Here is an 18,025-nt window from a genome sequence, read left to right as displayed (position 1 = left end):
CCCCCCCCCCCCCCCCCCCCCCCCCCCCCCCCCCCCCCCCCCCCCCCCCCCCCCCCCCCCCCCCCCCCCCCCCCCCCCCCCCCCCCCCCCCCCGCGTCCCTGCCCCCGCCGCACATATGGAAGCTTGCCCAATGGACGCGCCGAGCGGTCCGCAACGATGCCGCGAACAGACCCGAGAGGCCTTCGGATGAGTATCCCCGCCCCGCAGACGTTAACCCTCGCCGACGACCTGAGCATCACTCGAATGGGATACGGCGCGATGCAGCTGACCGGTCCCGGTGTCTTCGGGCCGCCCAGGGATCGCACTCGGGCGATCGCCGTGCTGCGCGCAGCGGTCGAGCTCGGCATCACCCACATCGACACCAGCGACTTCTACGGGCCGACTGTCGTCAACAAACTGATCAAGGAGGCCCTGCACCCCTACCCGGCCGGTCTGCACATCGTCACCAAGGTCGGCGTCCGCCGCAGCGCCACCGGCGGCTGGATCACCTCCCTGGACCCCGCCGACCTCAAGGCCCAGGTCCACGAGAATCTCCGGCACCTCGGCCTGGAGACCCTGGACGTGGTCAACCTGCGCACGGCCGCATTCGACGGTGACGGGTCCTCCGTCGCCGAACCGTTCGGCGCCTTGGCCGGCCTGCGTGAGCAGGGCCTGATCCGTCACCTCGGCCTCAGCGGGATCACCGACGCCCAGCTCACCCAGGCCCAGGCCATCGCCCCCGTGGTCACCGTGCAGAACCAGTACAACCTGGTCGACCGCGCCGACGACGACCTCGTCGATCGCTGCGCCGCGGAGAACATCGCCTACGCCGCGTTCTTCCCCCTTGGCGGCGGATTCCACCCACTGCGGTCACGGGTCCTGCGCGAAGTCGCCCGCCGCCTCGGCGCCTCCGAGCAGCAGGTGGCGCTCGCCTGGCTGCTGCGGCGCTCGCCGTCGACGGTGCTGATCCCCGGAACCTCCTCCGTCGCTCACCTGCGGGAGAACATCGCCGCGGCTGACCTGCAACTGCCCGACGAGGCGATCGCCGAACTCAACACCATCGGGCAGTGACCCTGTGGGCACTGGTTGACGACAACTCGAATAAGACCAGCAGGATCACGCGACACCAGAGAAGGTGGCAACCAATGAAAATTCGAGACCTCCACAACGAATTCACCGCGGACCGCGCCGCAGCAGAGCGTGCCTACTATGGGAAATTCCTCACTCTTGAGGGAATCTCAATCCGAACGGGCGAAAGCCAATATGGTACGCCGGTGGTGGAAGTATCAGATTCCCCCGGAGGTCCCCACCTCGCCATCTTCGTGCTGCCGTTTGACCACCGAATCAAGGAATCATTCCGGCTTGTGCGAAGCGTCCCCCTGGGCGTTACCGTCACCATCAAGGGAGAATGCCGGGTCTTCAGCGAGGACGGGACAGTGCTGGTCATCAAGGAGTGCGAACTCCTCACCCCGTGAGGTACTGCGGGCCATTTCCCAGAGCGGCAAACGACCGGCACACGTGAGGTCGATCCAAGCCTGATCTTCAGCCTGCGCGGCATGCACTGTCTCGCCTGGCAGGGCTCCGGCGAAGTCGGCCGGCGTCCGCTTCGTGACGGTCTGTCGGGCAGGGTGGGTCGGGAAGCGTGTGGTGCCGGACCCGCGTGATCCGCGCGGGGGTGCGCCACCCGCTGGCCGTCGTCCTCGCCCTGGCCGCGTGCGCGGTCCTGGCCGGGGCCACCTCCCTGCCGGCGGTAGGCGAGTGGATCGCCGACGCGCCCGCCCACGTGCTCGCCCGGCTCGGCGTCCGCCCCGATCCGTGCTCCCCGCCCGGCAACGGCCCTCCGAGTCCGCGGTGCGGCGGCTGCCGGCCCGGATCGACGGCGACGCCCTCGACGCGGCGGTCGGGCGCCGGCTCGCGGACCGCCGCCCCCGTACGGCCGGGCCGCGCGCTGGCCGTGGACGGCAAGAGCCTGCGGGGCGCCGCGAAGGCCAGCGGCCGGAGAGCCACCTGCTCGCCGCCCTGGACCATGCCACCGGCCTGGTCCTGGCCCAGCTCGATGTCGGCGACAAGACCAGCGAGATCACCCGCTTCCAGCCGCTGCTGGACACGGTCGCCGACCTCGCCGGGGTCGTGGTGACCGCCGACGCCCTGCACACCCAGCGCGAGCACGCCGCCTACCTGCTGGGACGCCAGGCCCACTACATCGTCATCGTCAAGGGCGACATGAAGAAGCTCCGCAGGCAGCTCAAGTCCCTTCCCTGGAAGGACATCCCGCTCCAGGGCCGGGTCCGGGGCACAGGCCACGGCCGCGCGGAGATCCGCCGGATCAAGGTGGCCACCGTGAACAACCCGCTGTTCCCCGGGGCCCGGCAGGCCATCCAGATCAAGCGGTGGCGCACCGACCGCAAGACCGTCAAGACCACGATCACCACCGGCTACGCGGTCACCAGCCTGACGGCCGAACAGGCCACACCCGCCCAGCTCGCCAAACTCATCAAGGGGCACTGGCAGGTCGAAGCCCCGCACCACGTCCGCGACACCACCTTCGCCGAGGACGCCTCCCAGTTGCGGACCGGCAACGCGTCCCGCGCCATGGCCGGTTGCCGCAACCTCTCCATCGGCGGGCTCAAGCTCGCCGGGGCCGTCGACATCGCCGCCGGCCTCCGCCGCAACGCCCGCAACCCACACCGACCCCTCGCACTCCTCGGCCTCGGATGATCACGAACCGGACGCATCCCGACTACGCCGAAGCCCTGGGGCGTTGGGGTGCGCGTGAATATCCACCACCTGGACGGTCGCCGGTGGAACGAGTCCGTCAATATTGCGTGATAAACACTGCTCGGATCACCGACTGCCTTTACTTACAGAGACACAGCCGCTCGTTCCGAAACGATCGCCCTTTCGAAGCGCTCGAGAAGAACGCATGACCGCGGACACGGCCGACCCGCTCGCCAGCATTGCCAGTGAGGACGCACACGGGTTCGCGTCCTATACGAGAAATGGAACAGTCAGTGACCACCAATCGCACCCTCGTCATTGTCGCCCACCCGAACCTCGCGGAATCCCGTGGCAACGCCACCTGGCTCGCCGGGATCAAGGACTTGGACAACGTCACCGTCCACGACCTCTACGAGACCTACCCCGATTTCAAGATCGATGCCGCACGCGAGCAGCAGCTGCTGCGCGAGCACGACACCGTCGTTCTCCAGTTCCCGGTCTACTGGTACAGCGTAACCCCGCTGCTCAAGGCCTGGTTCGACGCGGTGCTGGTGCACGGTTTCGCCTTCACCTTCGACGGTTCCGCCTCCGCGCTGCAGGACAAGAAGGCCTGGCTGGCCGTCACGGTCGGCAGCACCCAGGAGACCTACGCCGCGGAAGGCCTCGCCCGACGGACCCTCGAGGAGTACCTCGCCCCGGTCGCTCAAACGCTGGAGTTCTGCCAGCTTGACTACCAGGGTTTTCACTCCGTCTACGGCATGATCTTCGACCCGCTGGACGAGGACCTCGTTCTGAACGCCAAGGAATACCGCAGGCTCATCGCGACCAGTGAGACGCCGGTCGGCTGACCTCGATTATTCGTGAATTCTTAGAGTTTTCACGATTAATCACGATGTTCACTCCGGGGCCCAGCCCCTGGCCGCGCGTTCCCGTATGTCACCGCCGCTTCCTTCGCCGAACTCCACGGGAGTTCAGCGAAGGAAGTTCGACTCAGGCTCGGTGAAGCAGTCTTGAAACCCTACGGGCGGCGGCCGAACCAACTCCCCCTGTGCTTGCCGGCATGGGCGGGTCGGGCGTTGTTCGCCGCGCTCCTGGCTCCGATACCTCGAGCCCGGCACGCGGGCCTGCGACTTCCCGCCGACCCCGCGACGATCCTCAAGTGGCACGGTATCGACCCGGCCCCACGGCGTAACGGACCGGGTTCGGCTACGTGATCGAACACGCGAGCAGGCGTATCCACGTCCTCAGTGCCACCATGCATCCGACTCACACGTGGGTGCTCCAGCAGTTCCGGAACCTGTTGATGGACCTGGACGACTCGGCCGACCGGATCGGATTCCTCATCCGGGACCGGGACATTCGTCTGCGCGGCCGGCGCCGGGGCGATGACCCTGATCGGTGGTCACACGGCCTACTCGATCGCTCTGTCCGGCCTGGTGCTGATCGGTGTCGGCTGCTCCTTCGCGGTGCCGTCCGTCGCCGCCGCCGCGCTGGAGGGCATCCCGATGACCCACGCCGGGGTGGCGTCCGGAATTCTCAACACCTGTCGGCAGACCGGCGCGGTACTGGGGGTCTCCCTGCTGGGCACGGTGGTGAGCCGGGACTTCCTGCACTGGCTGCCGCCGGCCTTCGCGATCACGGCCGGGGTGCAGCTCGCGGGTGGCCTCGCTCCCTCGCGGGACGCGGCAAGGTGTCCGCCGCCCGGGCGGAGCCTCCGGGCACGCCGTGCAGCCGGGGCCTGCCTGCGACCAGCGGTTCGGATCAGCGTTCAGATCACAGTGAGGGGGGAATGGGATGTCCGCCGTGGCCGATCTGCTCGCGATTCGTGAGCAGGTGTTGGCGGGGCCGAGTGTGGCGGCGACGGAGGCACAGCACGCGAAGGGGAAGCGGACCGCGCGTGAGCGGATCGGGCTGCTGCTGGACGAGGGTTCGTTCAACGAGGTCGAGCCGCTGCGCCGGCACCGTGCCACCGGTTTCGGCCTGGAGGCGAAGAAGCCCTACACCGACGGCGTGATCACCGGCTGGGGTACCGTCCACGGCCGCACGGTGTTCGTGTACGCGCACGACTTCCGGATCTTCGGCGGCGCGCTGGGCGAGGCCCACGCCCAGAAGATCCACAAGATCATGGACATGGCCATCGCGGCCGGTGCTCCGCTGGTGTCGTTGAACGACGGCGCGGGCGCCCGGATCCAGGAGGGCGTCACCGCGCTGGCCGGTTACGGCGGCATCTTCCAGCGCAATACCCGCGCCTCGGGTGTGATCCCGCAGATTTCCGTGATGCTCGGCCCGTGCGCGGGCGGCGCCGCCTATTCGCCGGCGCTGACCGACTTCGTGTTCATGGTCCGCGAGACCTCGCAGATGTTCATCACCGGCCCGGACGTGGTCAAGGCCGTCACCGGCGAGCAGATCTCCCAGAACGGTCTGGGCGGCGCGGACGTGCACGCCGAGGTCTCCGGTGTGGCGCACTTCGCCTGCGACGACGAGCGGACCTGCCTGGAGGAGGTCCGGTTCCTGTTGTCGATGCTGCCGCAGAACAACCGCGAGACCCCGCCGGTGGAGATGACCGAGGACCCGGCCGACCGCCGCTGCGAGGCGCTGCTGGACCTGGTCCCGGCCGACGGCAACCGCCCCTACGACATGCGTAAGGTGATCGAGGAGCTGGCCGACGAGGGCCAGTCCATGGAGATCCACGAGCGCTGGGCCACCAACGTCATCTGCGCGCTCACCCGCATGGACGGGCAGGTCGTCGGCATCGTCGCCAACCAGCCGCAGTCGCTGGCCGGTGTGCTGAACATCCACGCCTCGGAGAAGGCCGCGCGGTTCGTGCAGCTGTGCGACGCCTTCAACATCCCGCTGGTCACCCTGCTGGACGTGCCCGGCTTCCTGCCGGGCGTGGACCAGGAGCACGGCGGCATCATCCGCCACGGCGCCAAGCTGCTGTACGCGTACTGCAACGCCACCGTGCCGCGGATCTCGCTGGTGCTGCGTAAGGCGTACGGCGGCGCGTACATCGTCATGGACTCGCGCTCGGTCGGCGCGGACCTCGCGTTCGCCTGGCCGACCAACGAGATCGCGGTGATGGGCGCCGAGGGCGCCGCCAACGTCATCTTCCGCCGCGAGATCGACGCCGCGGGCGATCCGGAGGCCAAGCGCGTGGAGATGGTGCAGCAGTACAAGGACGAGCTGATGCACCCCTACTACGCCGCCGAGCGCGGCCTGGTCGATGACGTGATCGACCCCGCCGCCACCCGCGAGGTGCTCATCCGCTCCCTGCGGATGCTCCGCACCAAGCACGCGGACCTGCCCGCCCGCAAGCACGGCAACCCACCCCAGTGAGCGCACCGAAGGGGCAGCAGATGGACCAGGGGGACCTCCGCATCATCCACGGCGATCCCACTCCCGAGGAACTCGCCGCGCTGATCGCGGTTCTGGCGGCCCGCACCGCCGCGCAGCGCGCCGCCACTCCGCGGTTCGCCCATGGCAACCCCCGCCCGCAGGCCCGCTGGCGCCGCCTCGAGCGCGTGGTCGGCTACCGCAGCCCCGTCTCCTGGCGCTGATGCCGCCCGCCTCGGTTCAACGTGGTTCAACCGAACGGCGTCAGCACCATGTTGTAGGCGAAGGCGAAGGCGAAGGCGAAGGCGAAGGCGACGGTCAGGAAGCCGATCGCCCCGAGCGTCGTCACCGTGTACAGGACGCGCCCGGTGCGACCCCACCACTTCCGCCGCCAGGCGGCTGCCGTGGCGACGGCCATCGCGGCCGTCGTCAGCGTCGCCACCGACTTCAGCGCGAGCAGCGTGGTCAGTGAGGCCGAGCCGAGCAGGAACGTGTGCAGGGTCGGGGACTGTCAATCCCCGGATTTCGTAGAGACGTTGGTTATGCGGCCCTGTCTTGTTGATCGGGCCGGGCTCGCGCTTGTTGGATGATCCGTTCGAACTCGACGGGTGGTTGCCCGCCGGCCGCGCTGTGGCGTCGTTTGGTGTCGTAGAAGTCCGCGATCCAGGTGGCGGTCTTCAGTCGCGCCTCGGCGCGGGTGGCGAAACGGTGTCGGTGGACGTATCCGACCTTGAGGACCGAGTGGAACGACTCCGCGGCGGCGTTGTCCAGGGCGGAGCCGACACGGCCCATCGACTGCACCACGCCCCACCTGCCACAAAGCTGCCTGAACGCCGATCCTCGGCGAGCCGTAGGTGCGGCCCGACCGGTCGAAGAAGTACGAGATCCGCTCGGCCGGCAGTGCCCGTCCGACCTCGCGTTCCGTCGGCTCGGACGGTCGGAACTGCCCCTGCTGCCGCTGAAGCCGCGCGGCAGGGTGTGCTGACCGGAACACCCGGTGACGCGACGGAGCCCGGTCGCGCCTCGCGGTGGGTGCTCCGCGAAGTGCGCCGGGCTCGGGTGGCGGTGGAGGAGCGGGAGTGCCCGCGCTCCTGGGCTCGACGTGAACCCAGGGGCGCGGGGCCGTCCCACGCGTTCGGTCAGGCGGTTCCGGCTGTCCCGATCGAGTCGTTCTGGACGTCGCGCCGGGACAGGGCCAGGTAGGCGACGAAGCCGACGATGGCGACGGTCCAGGAAGCGGTGACCGGGCCGAGGCCGAGCGCGAGACCGCCGCGCGCGTGGCTGAGCGCCATCCAGTCGGCGACCGACGCGCCGAGCGGGCGCGTGATGACGTACGCGGTCCAGAAGGCGGCGACAGCGTTCAGGGAACCCCATCGGTGGGCGATGGCCGGGACCGCGATGGCGACGGCGTACAGGACGGCCGAGCCCAGGTAGCCGAGGCCGATGGTGGCGGAGAGGTCTCCGGCCGCGGTGCCGAGCGCGAAGGTGGCGAGCACGGTGGCCCAGTAGAAGACCTCGCGGCGGCGGGTGCGGATGCTGTGGATGGAGAGCGTGCGCTCACTGGCGTACCAGATGGCGAACACGGCGCCGAGCACGACCATGAAGAGCGGTGTGGAGATCGCGTACGGAACACCGAGACCGACATGGAGCACATCCGCGGCCATCGTGCCGAACACGCTGACCATGACGATCGCGGTCCAGTAGATCCAGGCCACATAGCGGCGCACGGCGAACTGGAGCGCAAGCGAGGCCACGAGGGCCAGGCCGCCGAGCCCCACGGCGGGGATGGGCCCGAGCCAGTGGGCCAGGAAGTCGGAGGCCGTCTCGCCCATTCCGGTGGTCAGCACCTTGATCACCCAGAAGTACAACGTGACTTCCGGGACCTTGCTCGCCAGGACGGCGGCAGGGGGGATGCTTCGAGAGTGACGGGTGAGGTGCTCGGTGCTCATGACCCGCACAATGACACGGCCGAAGGGCCCTACCACAGAGGTCTTTGCCATCGCTTGGGAGCTTCTGGAGCAGGACTTGCCGGGGGCCGCGCCGAGCCTGAACACAACCTGAACGGCCCGGCGGAATGCCTGGTCGACGCCATGATCCCGGTGATACGAAGAGAGGTCGCGTGCGGCTCGCCCGTGGCGGGCGCGACTCCGGGGACCCGGTCCGACCCGTACGTGCCGAGGGTGTCCCCCGGAACCGATCCTGGCAACCCTTCGCACCTGCCGGCGCCGGCGGGACGTGAGAGAGGGACGCCGTTCACTCGTCCGGGTAGCCGCCTGAACGGCGGACCCTGCTCCGTACGACGGCCGCCGTCGTACGGGGTGCGAGGGGCGTCCCCCCGTAGGGGCCACCACAACGAGCGGACCCGCTCGCCCGTCCGGTGCGATGGACGCGTGACCACGATCCTCTACACCGTCCCGTCGCTCGCGATGTTCTCGCTGCTCCTGCCCGTCTGCGGGCTGTCGGCGTCGGGGATCGCACGCGGGAGCTGCCCGCCCCCTTTCTGCGCCGCGGGACCTTCCGGGCCCCGCGGGACCGGTTGCCGGTCATCACGTGGTGGACGCCGCGTACGACGCCGACCGAGCCGAACTCCCGCAGTCCGAAAGGGGGTTGGTCACTCGGGTGATGTATCGGTGGCGGTTCGAGTCGGTGGCGACGGCCTGACCGGGGAGTACGAGAGCTCCCACGCCCTGCCCGGGACGTGCCCCCGCCACAACAGTACGGCGTTCCTCCAGCACGGGGAGGAAACCCTTGTCGACGAGGTTGTGGCGCAGGGAGTAGTCGGAAGGTCGGAGGACCCGATGCCGAGGGCCCCCCGACATCTCCACCCCGCACCGCGACCTCCAGTCCAGGCCCGGCATCCGTGCCGGTCCCGTGAGTGGCAGCCGCGCCGTGTGCCGTATGTCCGCGCTGGACGCCGCCAACCGTAGATTCAGCGGCCCGGTTCAACCACCCCGCGGCCTGAACGGCCGGTGAAGACCGAGAGGCATGCAGAACGCGGACTACCTGGTACCGGTCGTCAACCGCTCCCGCGCGGGCGGCCGGTGGATTGTCAGTGCCACGCAGTACGTTGCGGGCATGGGGATCTATCTGGTCAGTGTCGGTGCGCGGGAGTGGTTCGGCGAGGACGAGGACGAGGAGGACGAGGACCAGGTCGGATTCGGCGAGCTCGCGTCCGCGCTGAACGCCGAGTTGCTTCGGCGTGGCCTGCCGCCGTACGCGTCCCTGCCCGAGGAGGCGCCCTTCGTCCGGGGTTCCGGGATGGCGTTCGAGGAGAAGCTGATCCCTCCGATGGACGGCTTGACCGAGCTGTGCCGGGCACATCTGTCACGGGAGGAGACCGAGACGCTGTGCGGCTGGTCGGCGCTCGTGCCGATATCGCTGGACGAGGAGATCTGTCTGCCCGTCGAATCCGGCTACTCGGACGACATGGTGGTCGCCGGCGCTCCCCAGGTGCTCGCCATCGCGGAGCGGCTTGCGCGGATCGTCGACCTGCCGCCGCAGATACCGGCGACGTCCGACAACCTGGATCTGACCACGTGGTTCCGGGACGGGCCGGCGAAGGAGACGGCCGCCGCACGCCCGGGTCCGTGGGCCGACGACCTCGACGCGGCGTTCTACGTGGCGCTGTACCTCCGCGCGGCCCAGTTCGTGCTGCGCCGCGGTTCCCCGGTCGTGTACTCCTGACCCGGCCCGGACACCGCGGCTCCAGGGCGCGCCAGGCACCCTCCCCTGCCACGTTCGAGGTACCCGGCCCGGCGCCACTTCCGAGGCCGTAGCCGCTCAGGTGTCCGGCGCGCGCCCGCGCCCTCGCCTTCTTCCAGCCGATCAGCGTGGGAACCGTCGCGTCATTCTCCGCTCACCAGTACCACCTCCAGGGTGCGCGGACCGTGCACCCCCTCGACGCGGTCCAGCTCGATGTCGCTGGTGGCCGAGGGGCCGGAGATCCAGGTCAGCGGACGCGCCGGATCGAGGCGTTCCATGGCCTGCGGTACGGAGGCCACCACCTGGTCGGGGACCCGGACGACGCAGATGTGGTGGTCCGGGATCAGGGTGATCCGGCGGCGGCCCTGGTCCGGGCCGCCGTCGAGGACGATCGTGCCGGTCTCGGCGACGGCGACGGCGCAGCCGGTCACCACGCTCGCCACCTTGTCGAGCTCACCGGGCGTGCTCACCGCACGGTCGTGGACCCGGGTGGGATCCGCCGCGGACATCCACTCAGGCGGGAGCCCCGGCGGCACCAGCGCGTACTGGGATCCGCGTTCGGCGAGCAGCCGCATGATGACGTACGGCAGCTCCTCCTCGGTGGCGCGGTGCACGATCGCCCGGTAGTCCGCCAGGTTCTCCGCGAGCAGATCCACCGTCTCCGCGACGCTCCGCGCACCGTGCTCACGCAGATAACTCCGGCTGACGGCCTGCTCGTACGGCGTGTTGTCGTCCCGCGGCACGTCCGTGAGGGCCCGTCGCACCCGGCCGAGGATCAGATCCCTGCTGTTCACTTCGTCGTGTCCTTTCCGCCCCGTGTGCGCTGCCACCACTCGCGGAACGACTCCGCCGGAACCGTGGGCAGTTCACGGGTCGCGCTCCAGGCCCTGCCGGGACCCGGCAGGGTCCGCGGGTGGAAGCGGCGGGTCCGGGACGCGAGCCGCTGCCCGGCGCCCAGGGCGCCGGGGTGGCTGAACGCCCATCGGGCCGCCCGCATCGCCGCCCGCTCGGCCGCGTGACCCTTGGCCGGCTTCAGTACGACCGTGTTGCCGTCCCGTGTGGCCCGGCCGCCCTGCGCGATCCGTTCCCGCAGATGGACGAGGACTTCCGGGATGTCGATGGCGACCGGGCAGACCTCGTAGCAGGCGCCGCACAACGAGGAGGCGTACGGCAGGGAGGCGTCGATCTCGCTGGCGGTGCCCCGCAGTTGCGGACTGAGGATCGCGCCGATCGGGCCCGGGTAGACCGAGCCGTAGGCGTGGCCGCCCGCCCGCTCGTACACCGGGCAGACGTTGAGACACGCCGAGCAGCGGATGCAGCGCAGCGCCTGGCGGCCGACCTCGTCGGCGAGCGTGTCGGTGCGGCCGTTGTCGAGCAGGACCAGATGGAACGTCTGGGGGCCGTCCCCGTCCGTGGTGCCCGTCCACATCGAGGTGTACGGGTTCATACGCTCGGCCGTCGAGGAGCGGGGGAGCGTCTGGAGGAACACTTCCAGGTCCCGCCAGCTCGGCACGATCTTCTCGATACCGACGACCGAGATCAGCGTCTCGGGGAGCGTCAGGCACATCCGGCCGTTGCCCTCGGACTCGACGACCACGAGGGTGCCGGTCTCGGCGACCATGAAGTTGGCGCCGGAGATACCGACCTTGGCGCGCAGGAACTTCTCGCGCAGATGCAGACGCGCCGCCTCGGCCAGCTCGGCGGGCGTGTCGGTGAGTCCCTCGGGCGCCGGGCGGCCCCACTCGCCCATCTCGCGGACGAAGATGTCCCTGATCTCGCCGCGGTTGCGGTGGATCGCCGGGACGAGGATGTGCGAGGGCCGGTCCTTGCCCAACTGCACGATGAGTTCGGCGAGATCGGTCTCGTACGCGTGGATGCCCGCGGCCTCCAGGGCCTCGTTGAGCCCGATCTCCTGGGTGGCCATCGACTTGACCTTGACGACCTCGCTCTCGCCGGTCATCTTGACCAGGGCCGTGACGATCCGGTTGGCCTCCTCGGCATCGGCGGCCCAGTGCACGACACCACCGGCCGCGGTCACCGACTCCTCCAACCGCGTCAGATAGCGGTCGAGATGGCGGAGCGTGTGGTCCTTGATCCGTTTGCCCGCCTCGCGCAGCTCCGCCCAGTCGGAGACCTCGGCGACGGCCTTGGCGCGCTTGGCGCGGATGGTGTGGGTGGCGTGCCGCAGATTGCCTCGCAGGGTGGCGTTGTTCACGGCCTCGTGCGCGGCCTTCGGGAAGGCCGGCATACCGACGAACGTTCCGCTCATGCGCTCGGCTCCTTGTCCGTGCCCGCTTCGGCGCCTGCCACAAAGCTCGGTTCCGAGCCGGCCACAAAGCCTGGCTCCGCGCCCGCTTCCGTGCTCGCCAGGATCTCCGCGATGTGCACCGGCCGCATGTCCGTCCTGAGGCGGCCCATCGTGCCGCCGATGTGCATCAGGCACGAGTTGTCCGCGGCGCACAGCACCTCGGCGCCCGTCGACTCGGCGTTGCGCACCTTGTCGGCGCCCATCGCCGCGGAGACATCGGGGTTCTTGACGGCGAACGTGCCGCCGAAGCCGCAGCACTCGTCGGCGCCGGGCAGCTCGCGCAGCTCAAGTCCCTTGACCGCCTGGAGCAGTCGGCGCGGCCGGTCGCCGAGTCCCAGGCCGCGCAGGCCGTGACAGGTGGGGTGATAGGTCACCGTGTGCGGGTAGTACGCCCCGACGTCGGTCACCCCGAGGACGTCGACGAGGAACTCGGTGAGCTCGTACGTCTTCGGCACGACCGGCGCCAGCGTCCTGGCCAGGGTGTCGCCGCGCCCCTCCGCACGGGCCCGCTCACCCATCCGCGGATACAGCTCGCGCACCATCGCCCCGCACGATCCGGACGGCGTGACGATCGCCTCGTACTCCCGGAAGACATCGGAGAAATGCCGGGCGAGCGGCTCGGCCTCATGGCGGTACCCGGTGTTGTAGTGCGCCTGGCCGCAACAGGTCTGCCCCATCGGGAAATCGACGTCGACACCCAGTCTGGTCAGCAGTTTCACGACGGCGCGGCCGGTGTCCGGATACAGCGTGTCGTTGACACAGGTCAGGAACAGGGCGACACGCATCGCGGCTCCTTGGTCTCGGTCATCGGGTGGGTGCAGGGTACGGGGCGGGTGTGCGACGAGGGGGACAGCGCGCGCCCGCCGAACGGGCAGGGTCTCACCGCGTGCCGAGCCTCGCCTCGGCCGCGCGCCACGCCGCCGTGTCGCCCCGCGGCTCGTAGCGGCGGAGCGGCTGGGTGCGCGCCACCAGTGCGCGCATCTCGGCGCGGTCGCCCACCAGGCCGTGCGCCCGCGCCTGGACGAGGACGTTGCCGAGCGCGGCCGCCTCCGCCGGGCCCGCCACCACCGGCAGACCGCAGGCGTCGGAGGTGAGTTGGCACAGCAGCTCGTTGCGGGTGCCGCCGCCGACGATGTGCACGACGTCGACCGGATGGTCCGCGAGGGACTGCGCCCGCTCGATCGCCCGGCGGTGCGCGAGCGCGAGGGAGTCGAGGATGCAACGGGTGATCTCGGCGCGGGACTCGGGCACCGGCTGCCCCGAGTCCCGGCAGGCCTCCGCGATCCGCGACGGCATCCGGCCCGGCGCGAGGAACGCCGCGTCGCCCGCGTCCACGACGGAACGCAGCGGCGTCACCTCGGCGGCGGCCGTGAGGAGTTCACCCAGATCGGGGTGACCCCATTCGCGTACGCACTCCTGGAGCAGCCACAGGCCCATGATGTTGCGCAGATGGCGGACCGTGCCGTCCAGGCCCAGTTCGTTGGTGAAGTTGGCGGCCCGGCTCGCCTCGGTGAGGACGGGAGCGTCCAGTTCCAGGCCCGCAAGCGACCAGGTGCCGGTGCAGATGTACGCGAACCGCTCCCCGGTCGCGGGAACGGCGGCCACCGCCGAGGCGGTGTCGTGCGAACCGACCGTCGTCACCGGCACCGGGCCGGTCGTCCCGGTCTCCTCCAGCACCCGCGGCAGCAGCGTCCCGGCCCGGTCGCCGGGGCGGCGCAGTGGCGCGAACAGTCCGAGGTCGATGCCGAGTCGCTCCGCGAGACCGTACGACCAGTCGCGCGTCCTCGGATCGATCAGCTGGGTGGTGGAGGCGTTGGTGAGTTCGGTGCCCGCCTCGCCCGTGAGCCAGTAGGACAGCAGGTCCGGGATGAGCAACAGCCGCTGGGCGGCGGCGAGTTGGGCTGAGGAACGAGCGGCCGTCAACTGGTAGAGGGTGTTGAAGGGCGCGTACTGCAAGCCCGTCGCCGCGTACAGCTCGGCGGCGGGCACGCTCGCCCACACCTTCTCCGCGACCCCCTCGGTGCGGGCGTCGCGGTAGTGGACCGGATTGCCGAGCAGCGCTCCGTCCGCGTCCAGCAGGCCGTAGTCCACCGCCCAGCTGTCGATGCCGACGGAGTCGACCTGCCCCGCCGCGCGCAGTCCGTCGAGGACTCCCGCGTACAGCGCGAGGATGTCCCAGCGCAGCCCCTCGGGGACCCGGAGCGGCCGGTTCGGGAAGCGGTGCGCCTCGGTCAGGGCGAGTGTGTCCGGGCCGACGCGGCCCACCATGACCCGCCCGCTGGACGCGCCGAGGTCGACCGCCGCGTAGGTGCGCGCGGAGCGGGTGGGCGAGGCGTGGGCGTGCGGGGCGTTCATCGACGTCATCGCAGGAACGCGGCGGCTACGCCGGCGTCGACCGGGACGTGCAGCCCCGTGGTGTGCGTCAGGTCCCCGCCCGTCAGGGCGAACACGGCGTTCGCGACATGCTCCGGGAGCACCTCCCGCTTGAGGATGGTCCGCTGGGCGTAGAACTCGCCCAGCTTCTCCTCCTCGATGCCGTACGTCGCCGCCCGCTGCGCGCCCCAGCCGCCCGCGAAGATCCCCGAACCGCGCACCACGCCGTCGGGGTTCACGCCGTTGACCCGGATGCCGTGCCCGCCCAACTCGGCTGCCAGCAACCGTACTTGGTGCGCCTGGTCGGCCTTGGTCGCGGAGTAGGCGATGTTGTTGGGGCCGGCGAAGACCGCGTTCTTGGACGCGATGTAGACGACGTCGCCGCCCAGTCGCTGCGCGATCATCACCCGGGCCGCCTCGCGCGAGACGAGGAAGGAACCGCGGGCCATGATGTCGTGCTGGAGGTCCCAGTCCTCGGCGGTGGTCTCCAGCAGCGGCTTGGAGATGGAGATGCCCGCGTTGTTGACCACCAGGTCGACCCCGCCGAAGGCCAGCACCGCCGCCTTGAAGGCCTCGGTGATCTGCTCCTCGGAGGTGACGTCCACGCCGACGGCGACGGCCTTGTCGGGACCGCCGAGTTCGGCGGCGACCCGCTCGGCGCCCTCGGCGTTCAGGTCCGCGACCACGACGCACGCGCCCTCGGCCACCAGCCGCTCGGCGATGGCCCTGCCGATCCCGCTGCCCGCGCCGGTCACCAGGGCGACCCGGGTGGCGAGCGGTTCGGGCTTCGGCATCCGCTGGAGCTTGGCCTCCTCAAGAGCCCAGTACTCGATGCGGAACTTCTCCGACTCCTCGATCGGCGCGTACGTCGAGACGGCCTCGGCGCCCCGCATCACGTTGATCGCGTTGACGTAGAACTCGCCCGCCACCCGCGCCGTCTGCTTGTCCTTGCCGAAGGAGAACATGCCGACTCCGGGGACCAGCACGATCGCCGGGTCCGCGCCGCGCATCGCGGGGGAGTCGGGCAGCGCGTGCCGCTCGTAGTAGGCCGCGTACTCCACGCGGTACTCGGCGTGCAGCCCTTCGAGGCGGGCGACCGCTTCGTCGAGGGAGGCGGCCGGCGGCAGGTCGAGGACGAGCGGCCTGACCTTGGTGCGCAGGAAGTGGTCCGGGCACGAGGTGCCGAGCGCCGCGAGCCTTGGATGGTCGGCGCGGGCCAGGAAGTCGAGCACCTCGTCGGAGTCGGTGAAGTGACCGACCTGCGGGCGGTCCTGGGAGGCGATGGCCCGGATGTGCGGCGCGAGCGCGGCGGCCCGCTCGCGGCGGTCCGCCGGGGCGAGTGCCTCGTAGCCCTCGACGACCGGCCCGAACGGCTCCGCCTTCCCGCGGTCGGCGAGGAAGGCCTCGGCGGTGCGGATGATGTGCAGCGAGTTGCGCTCGCACTCCTCGGCGCTCGCGCCCCACGCGGTGATGCCGTGGCCGCCGAGGACACAGCCGATCGCCCCCGGGTTGGCCTCCTTGACCGCCGCGATGTCCAGACCGAGCTGGAATCCGGGCCGGCGCCACGGAACCCACACCACGCTGTCGCCGAAGCACTCGGCGGTCAGCTTCTCCCCGTCGGCCGCGCAGGCGAGCGCGATCCCGGAGTCGGGGTGCAGATGGTCGACGTGCGGGGCGTCGACGAGTCCGTGCATCGCCGTGTCGATCGACGGCGCGGCACCGCCCTTGCCGTGCAGGCAGTAGTCGAACGCGGCGACCATCTCGTCCTCGCGCTCGACGCCCGGGTACACCTCGGTCAGGGCACGGAGCCGGTCGAGCCGCAGCACCGCGAGCCCGGCCTCGGTGAGGGTGCCGAGGTCGCCACCGGACCCCTTCACCCACATCAGCTCCACGTCGCCGCCGGTCACGGGGTCGGTGTCGGTGCCCTTCGCGGAGGTGTTGCCGCCCGCGTAGTTGGTGTTGCGCGGATCGGCGCCGAGCCGGCGCGACCGGGCCAGCAGAGCGGCGGCTTCGGGATGGGGTGCCATGTTCCTGGTCCTTAAGGAGAGTGAGTGCGTGCGCTGGGGAACGAACCCGAGGAGACAGCGCCCCGCCAGGGGCGCGGGGAGCTGCGCGACCGGCCGGCCGCGGCCCGCGACGCACCGTATGGGGCAGACGCGGTACGGGGGTTACGCCCGCGGTACGGGGGGCGAGGGTTACGCCCGCGGTACGGGGGTTACGCGCCCCACCCGGCCTGCTGCCCGCCCACCCGCTCGGCCGCGATCCGGTCCGCGTAACCGGACCGGCGGTACGCGGCCACCGGGTCGGGGTCGAGCCCCAGCTCCGTGCGGACCTCGGCGAGCAACGGACGTACGTCCGTGTTGTACGCGTCCATGACGACCGCGTTGGCGGCGAGGACGTCCCCGCTCCGCTGGGCCTCGGCGAGCGCGGCGCGGTCGACGAGGAGTGCCTTGGCCGTGGCCTCCTGCACGTTCATCACCGAGCGGATGATCGCCGGGATCTTCGCCTCGATGTTGTGGCACTGGTCGAGCATGAAGGCGACGTCCGGGGTGAAGCCGCCGCCGCGGATCACCTCGTACATGATCCGGAAGAGCTGGAAGGGGTCGGCCGCGCCCACCATCAGGTCGTCGTCGGCGTAGAAGCGGGAGTTGAAGTCGAAGGCGCCGAGCTTGTCCTCGCGCAGCAGCGTGGCGACGATGAACTCGATGTTGGTGCCGGGGGCGTGGTGGCCGGTGTCGACCACGACCTGTGCCTTGGGGCCGAGCTTGAGGCAGTGCGCGTACGCCGTTCCCCAGTCGGGGACGTCCGTCGCGTAGAAGGCGGGCTCGAAGAACTTGTACTCCAGCAGCATCCGCTGGTGGTCGCCGAGCCGGGCGTAGACCTGCGCGAGGGCCTCGGCCAGCCGGTCCTGGCGCTCGCGCAGGTCGTCCTGGCCGGGATAGTTCGTCCCGTCGGCGAACCACAGCTTCAGGTCCTTCGAACCCGTCGCGTCCATGATGTCGACGCATTCGAGCAGGTGGTCGACGGCCTTGCGGCGCACCGTCGCGTCCGGGTGGCAGACGGAGCCGAGCCGGTAGTCGTCGTCCTGGAAGGTGTTGGAGTTGATGGCGCCCAGCTTCAGGCCGCGCTCCTCGGCGTGCTTCGCCAGCGCCGCGTAGTCGTCGACCTTGTCCCAGGGGATGTGCAGCGCGACGGTCGGGGCCGCGCCGGTGAACTCGTGCACCTTGGCCGCGTCGTCCAGCTTCTCCTGCGGGGTGCGGGGCACGCCCGGTTGCGCGAACACCTTGAATCGGGTTCCCGAGTTCCCGTACGCCCACGACGGCGTCTCGACGGCCTGGGTCTTGAGCGCGGCCTTCACCGCGGCGAACTCGGTCACTTCGGGACTCCTACGACTTCGAATGGGAACGGCTTCTTCGACGGCTTCCTGAACCGCTTCACGACGGCCGCGCCGGGCACCTCCCGCGGCAACCGCCCACGGGCTTCCCGAAGGACTCCCCGAAGGGCTCCCGCGATCCCGCTCACAGGGCTTCCCGCGGTCCCGTCAACAGGGTCTTCCGAACACAGGGTCTGAAACGATTCAGGAGGTGAAGCTATGAGCCCCTCGGAAGGCT

General features: G+C 70.4%; 17 protein-coding genes and 2 pseudogenes. 9 read left to right on the top strand and 10 right to left on the bottom strand.

All coding sequences use genetic code 11. The features are described 5' to 3' along the window. Positions 1-187: 187 nt before the first annotated feature. The 5 genes and pseudogenes from ACZ6KY_RS37585 to ACZ6KY_RS37565 all read left to right on the top strand — a co-directional run bounded on the left by ACZ6KY_RS37585 (position 188) and on the right by ACZ6KY_RS37565 (position 3,546). Positions 188-1,051 (top strand): oxidoreductase, encoded by an 864-nt coding sequence (locus ACZ6KY_RS37585; protein WP_469314758.1) that lies wholly within the window; start codon positions 188-190, stop codon positions 1,049-1,051. After that, positions 1,048-1,455 (top strand): OB-fold protein, encoded by a 408-nt coding sequence (locus ACZ6KY_RS37580; protein ID WP_469314757.1) that lies wholly within the window; start codon positions 1,048-1,050, stop codon positions 1,453-1,455. Before ACZ6KY_RS37585 ends, ACZ6KY_RS37580 begins: the two co-directional genes overlap by 4 nt. A 167-nt stretch (positions 1,456-1,622) precedes the next feature. Beyond that, a pseudogene (locus tag ACZ6KY_RS37575) lies at positions 1,623-1,727 on the top strand (hypothetical protein); the annotation flags it as partial. Continuing rightward, positions 1,694-2,698 carry an ISAs1 family transposase gene (locus ACZ6KY_RS37570; RefSeq protein ID WP_469314756.1) on the top strand — a complete coding sequence of 335 codons (1,005 nt, stop codon included), beginning with the start codon at positions 1,694-1,696 and terminating at the stop codon, positions 2,696-2,698. The pseudogene ACZ6KY_RS37575 and the gene ACZ6KY_RS37570, both read left to right, overlap by 34 nt. Before the next feature lie 293 nt (positions 2,699-2,991). Further along, on the top strand, positions 2,992-3,546 hold the full coding sequence (locus ACZ6KY_RS37565) for an NAD(P)H-dependent oxidoreductase (protein ID WP_469314755.1): 555 nt from the start codon (positions 2,992-2,994) through the stop codon (positions 3,544-3,546). Positions 3,547-4,109: 563 nt separating this feature from the next. Here ACZ6KY_RS37565 and ACZ6KY_RS37560 read toward each other — a convergent pair. Continuing rightward, complete coding sequence (locus ACZ6KY_RS37560) at positions 4,110-4,337, bottom strand: hypothetical protein (RefSeq protein ID WP_469314754.1); 228 nt, start codon at positions 4,335-4,337, stop codon at positions 4,110-4,112. Positions 4,338-4,492: 155 nt separating this feature from the next. On the opposite strand from ACZ6KY_RS37560, the gene ACZ6KY_RS37555 reads away from it, so the two are divergent. Both ACZ6KY_RS37555 and ACZ6KY_RS37550 read left to right on the top strand, forming a co-directional pair. After that, on the top strand, positions 4,493-6,034 hold the full coding sequence (locus ACZ6KY_RS37555) for an acyl-CoA carboxylase subunit beta (RefSeq protein ID WP_469314753.1): 1,542 nt from the start codon (positions 4,493-4,495) through the stop codon (positions 6,032-6,034). A 20-nt stretch (positions 6,035-6,054) separates the two neighbouring features. Then, complete coding sequence (locus ACZ6KY_RS37550; RefSeq protein WP_469314752.1) at positions 6,055-6,255, top strand: acyl-CoA carboxylase epsilon subunit; 201 nt, start codon at positions 6,055-6,057, stop codon at positions 6,253-6,255. 26 nt (positions 6,256-6,281) lie between these two features. On the opposite strand, the gene ACZ6KY_RS37545 is transcribed toward ACZ6KY_RS37550, so the two are convergent. The 3 genes from ACZ6KY_RS37545 to ACZ6KY_RS37535 all read right to left on the bottom strand — a co-directional run bounded on the left by ACZ6KY_RS37545 (position 6,282) and on the right by ACZ6KY_RS37535 (position 7,980). Then, complete coding sequence (locus ACZ6KY_RS37545) at positions 6,282-6,473, bottom strand: hypothetical protein (protein WP_469314751.1); 192 nt, start codon at positions 6,471-6,473, stop codon at positions 6,282-6,284. A gap of 98 nt (positions 6,474-6,571) precedes the next feature. Beyond that, positions 6,572-6,835 carry an integrase core domain-containing protein gene (locus tag ACZ6KY_RS37540; RefSeq protein ID WP_469314750.1) on the bottom strand — a complete coding sequence of 88 codons (264 nt, stop codon included), beginning with the start codon at positions 6,833-6,835 and terminating at the stop codon, positions 6,572-6,574. Positions 6,836-7,170: 335 nt separating this feature from the next. Further along, complete coding sequence (locus tag ACZ6KY_RS37535) at positions 7,171-7,980, bottom strand: COG4705 family protein (RefSeq protein ID WP_469314749.1); 810 nt, start codon at positions 7,978-7,980, stop codon at positions 7,171-7,173. A gap of 441 nt (positions 7,981-8,421) precedes the next feature. Between ACZ6KY_RS37535 and ACZ6KY_RS37530 the strand changes: the two are divergent. Both ACZ6KY_RS37530 and ACZ6KY_RS37525 read left to right on the top strand, forming a co-directional pair. Next, positions 8,422-8,514 (top strand): annotated as a pseudogene (locus ACZ6KY_RS37530) (ABC transporter permease); the annotation flags it as partial. Between the two features lie 502 nt (positions 8,515-9,016). Then, positions 9,017-9,715 (top strand): hypothetical protein, encoded by a 699-nt coding sequence (locus ACZ6KY_RS37525; protein ID WP_469314748.1) that lies wholly within the window; start codon positions 9,017-9,019, stop codon positions 9,713-9,715. Between the two features lie 161 nt (positions 9,716-9,876). Here ACZ6KY_RS37525 and ACZ6KY_RS37520 read toward each other — a convergent pair whose 3' ends face one another. From ACZ6KY_RS37520 to rhaI, 6 genes are all read right to left on the bottom strand, one after another. Beyond that, positions 9,877-10,527 (bottom strand): LutC/YkgG family protein, encoded by a 651-nt coding sequence (locus tag ACZ6KY_RS37520; protein WP_469314747.1) that lies wholly within the window; start codon positions 10,525-10,527, stop codon positions 9,877-9,879. Continuing rightward, positions 10,524-12,002: a LutB/LldF family L-lactate oxidation iron-sulfur protein gene (locus ACZ6KY_RS37515; RefSeq protein ID WP_469314746.1), complete on the bottom strand. Its 1,479-nt coding sequence runs from the start codon at positions 12,000-12,002 to the stop codon at positions 10,524-10,526. Before ACZ6KY_RS37515 ends, ACZ6KY_RS37520 begins: the two co-directional genes overlap by 4 nt. Beyond that, positions 11,999-12,826: a (Fe-S)-binding protein gene (locus ACZ6KY_RS37510; RefSeq protein WP_469314745.1), complete on the bottom strand. Its 828-nt coding sequence runs from the start codon at positions 12,824-12,826 to the stop codon at positions 11,999-12,001. Before ACZ6KY_RS37510 ends, ACZ6KY_RS37515 begins: the two co-directional genes overlap by 4 nt. A gap of 94 nt (positions 12,827-12,920) precedes the next feature. Further along, on the bottom strand, positions 12,921-14,396 hold the full coding sequence (locus ACZ6KY_RS37505; protein ID WP_469314744.1) for a rhamnulokinase: 1,476 nt from the start codon (positions 14,394-14,396) through the stop codon (positions 12,921-12,923). 5 nt (positions 14,397-14,401) lie between these two features. Then, positions 14,402-16,441: a bifunctional aldolase/short-chain dehydrogenase gene (locus tag ACZ6KY_RS37500; protein ID WP_469314743.1), complete on the bottom strand. Its 2,040-nt coding sequence runs from the start codon at positions 16,439-16,441 to the stop codon at positions 14,402-14,404. 188 nt (positions 16,442-16,629) lie between these two features. Continuing rightward, on the bottom strand, positions 16,630-17,790 hold the full coding sequence (gene rhaI, locus ACZ6KY_RS37495; protein WP_469314742.1) for an L-rhamnose isomerase: 1,161 nt from the start codon (positions 17,788-17,790) through the stop codon (positions 16,630-16,632). Between the last annotated feature and the right edge of the window lie 235 nt (positions 17,791-18,025).

It is taken from the genome of Streptomyces sp. NPDC042002, assembly GCF_055588305.1.
The sequence above is the reverse complement of the archived record's forward strand: the minus strand, read 5'-3'. Positions and strand labels throughout refer to the sequence as shown.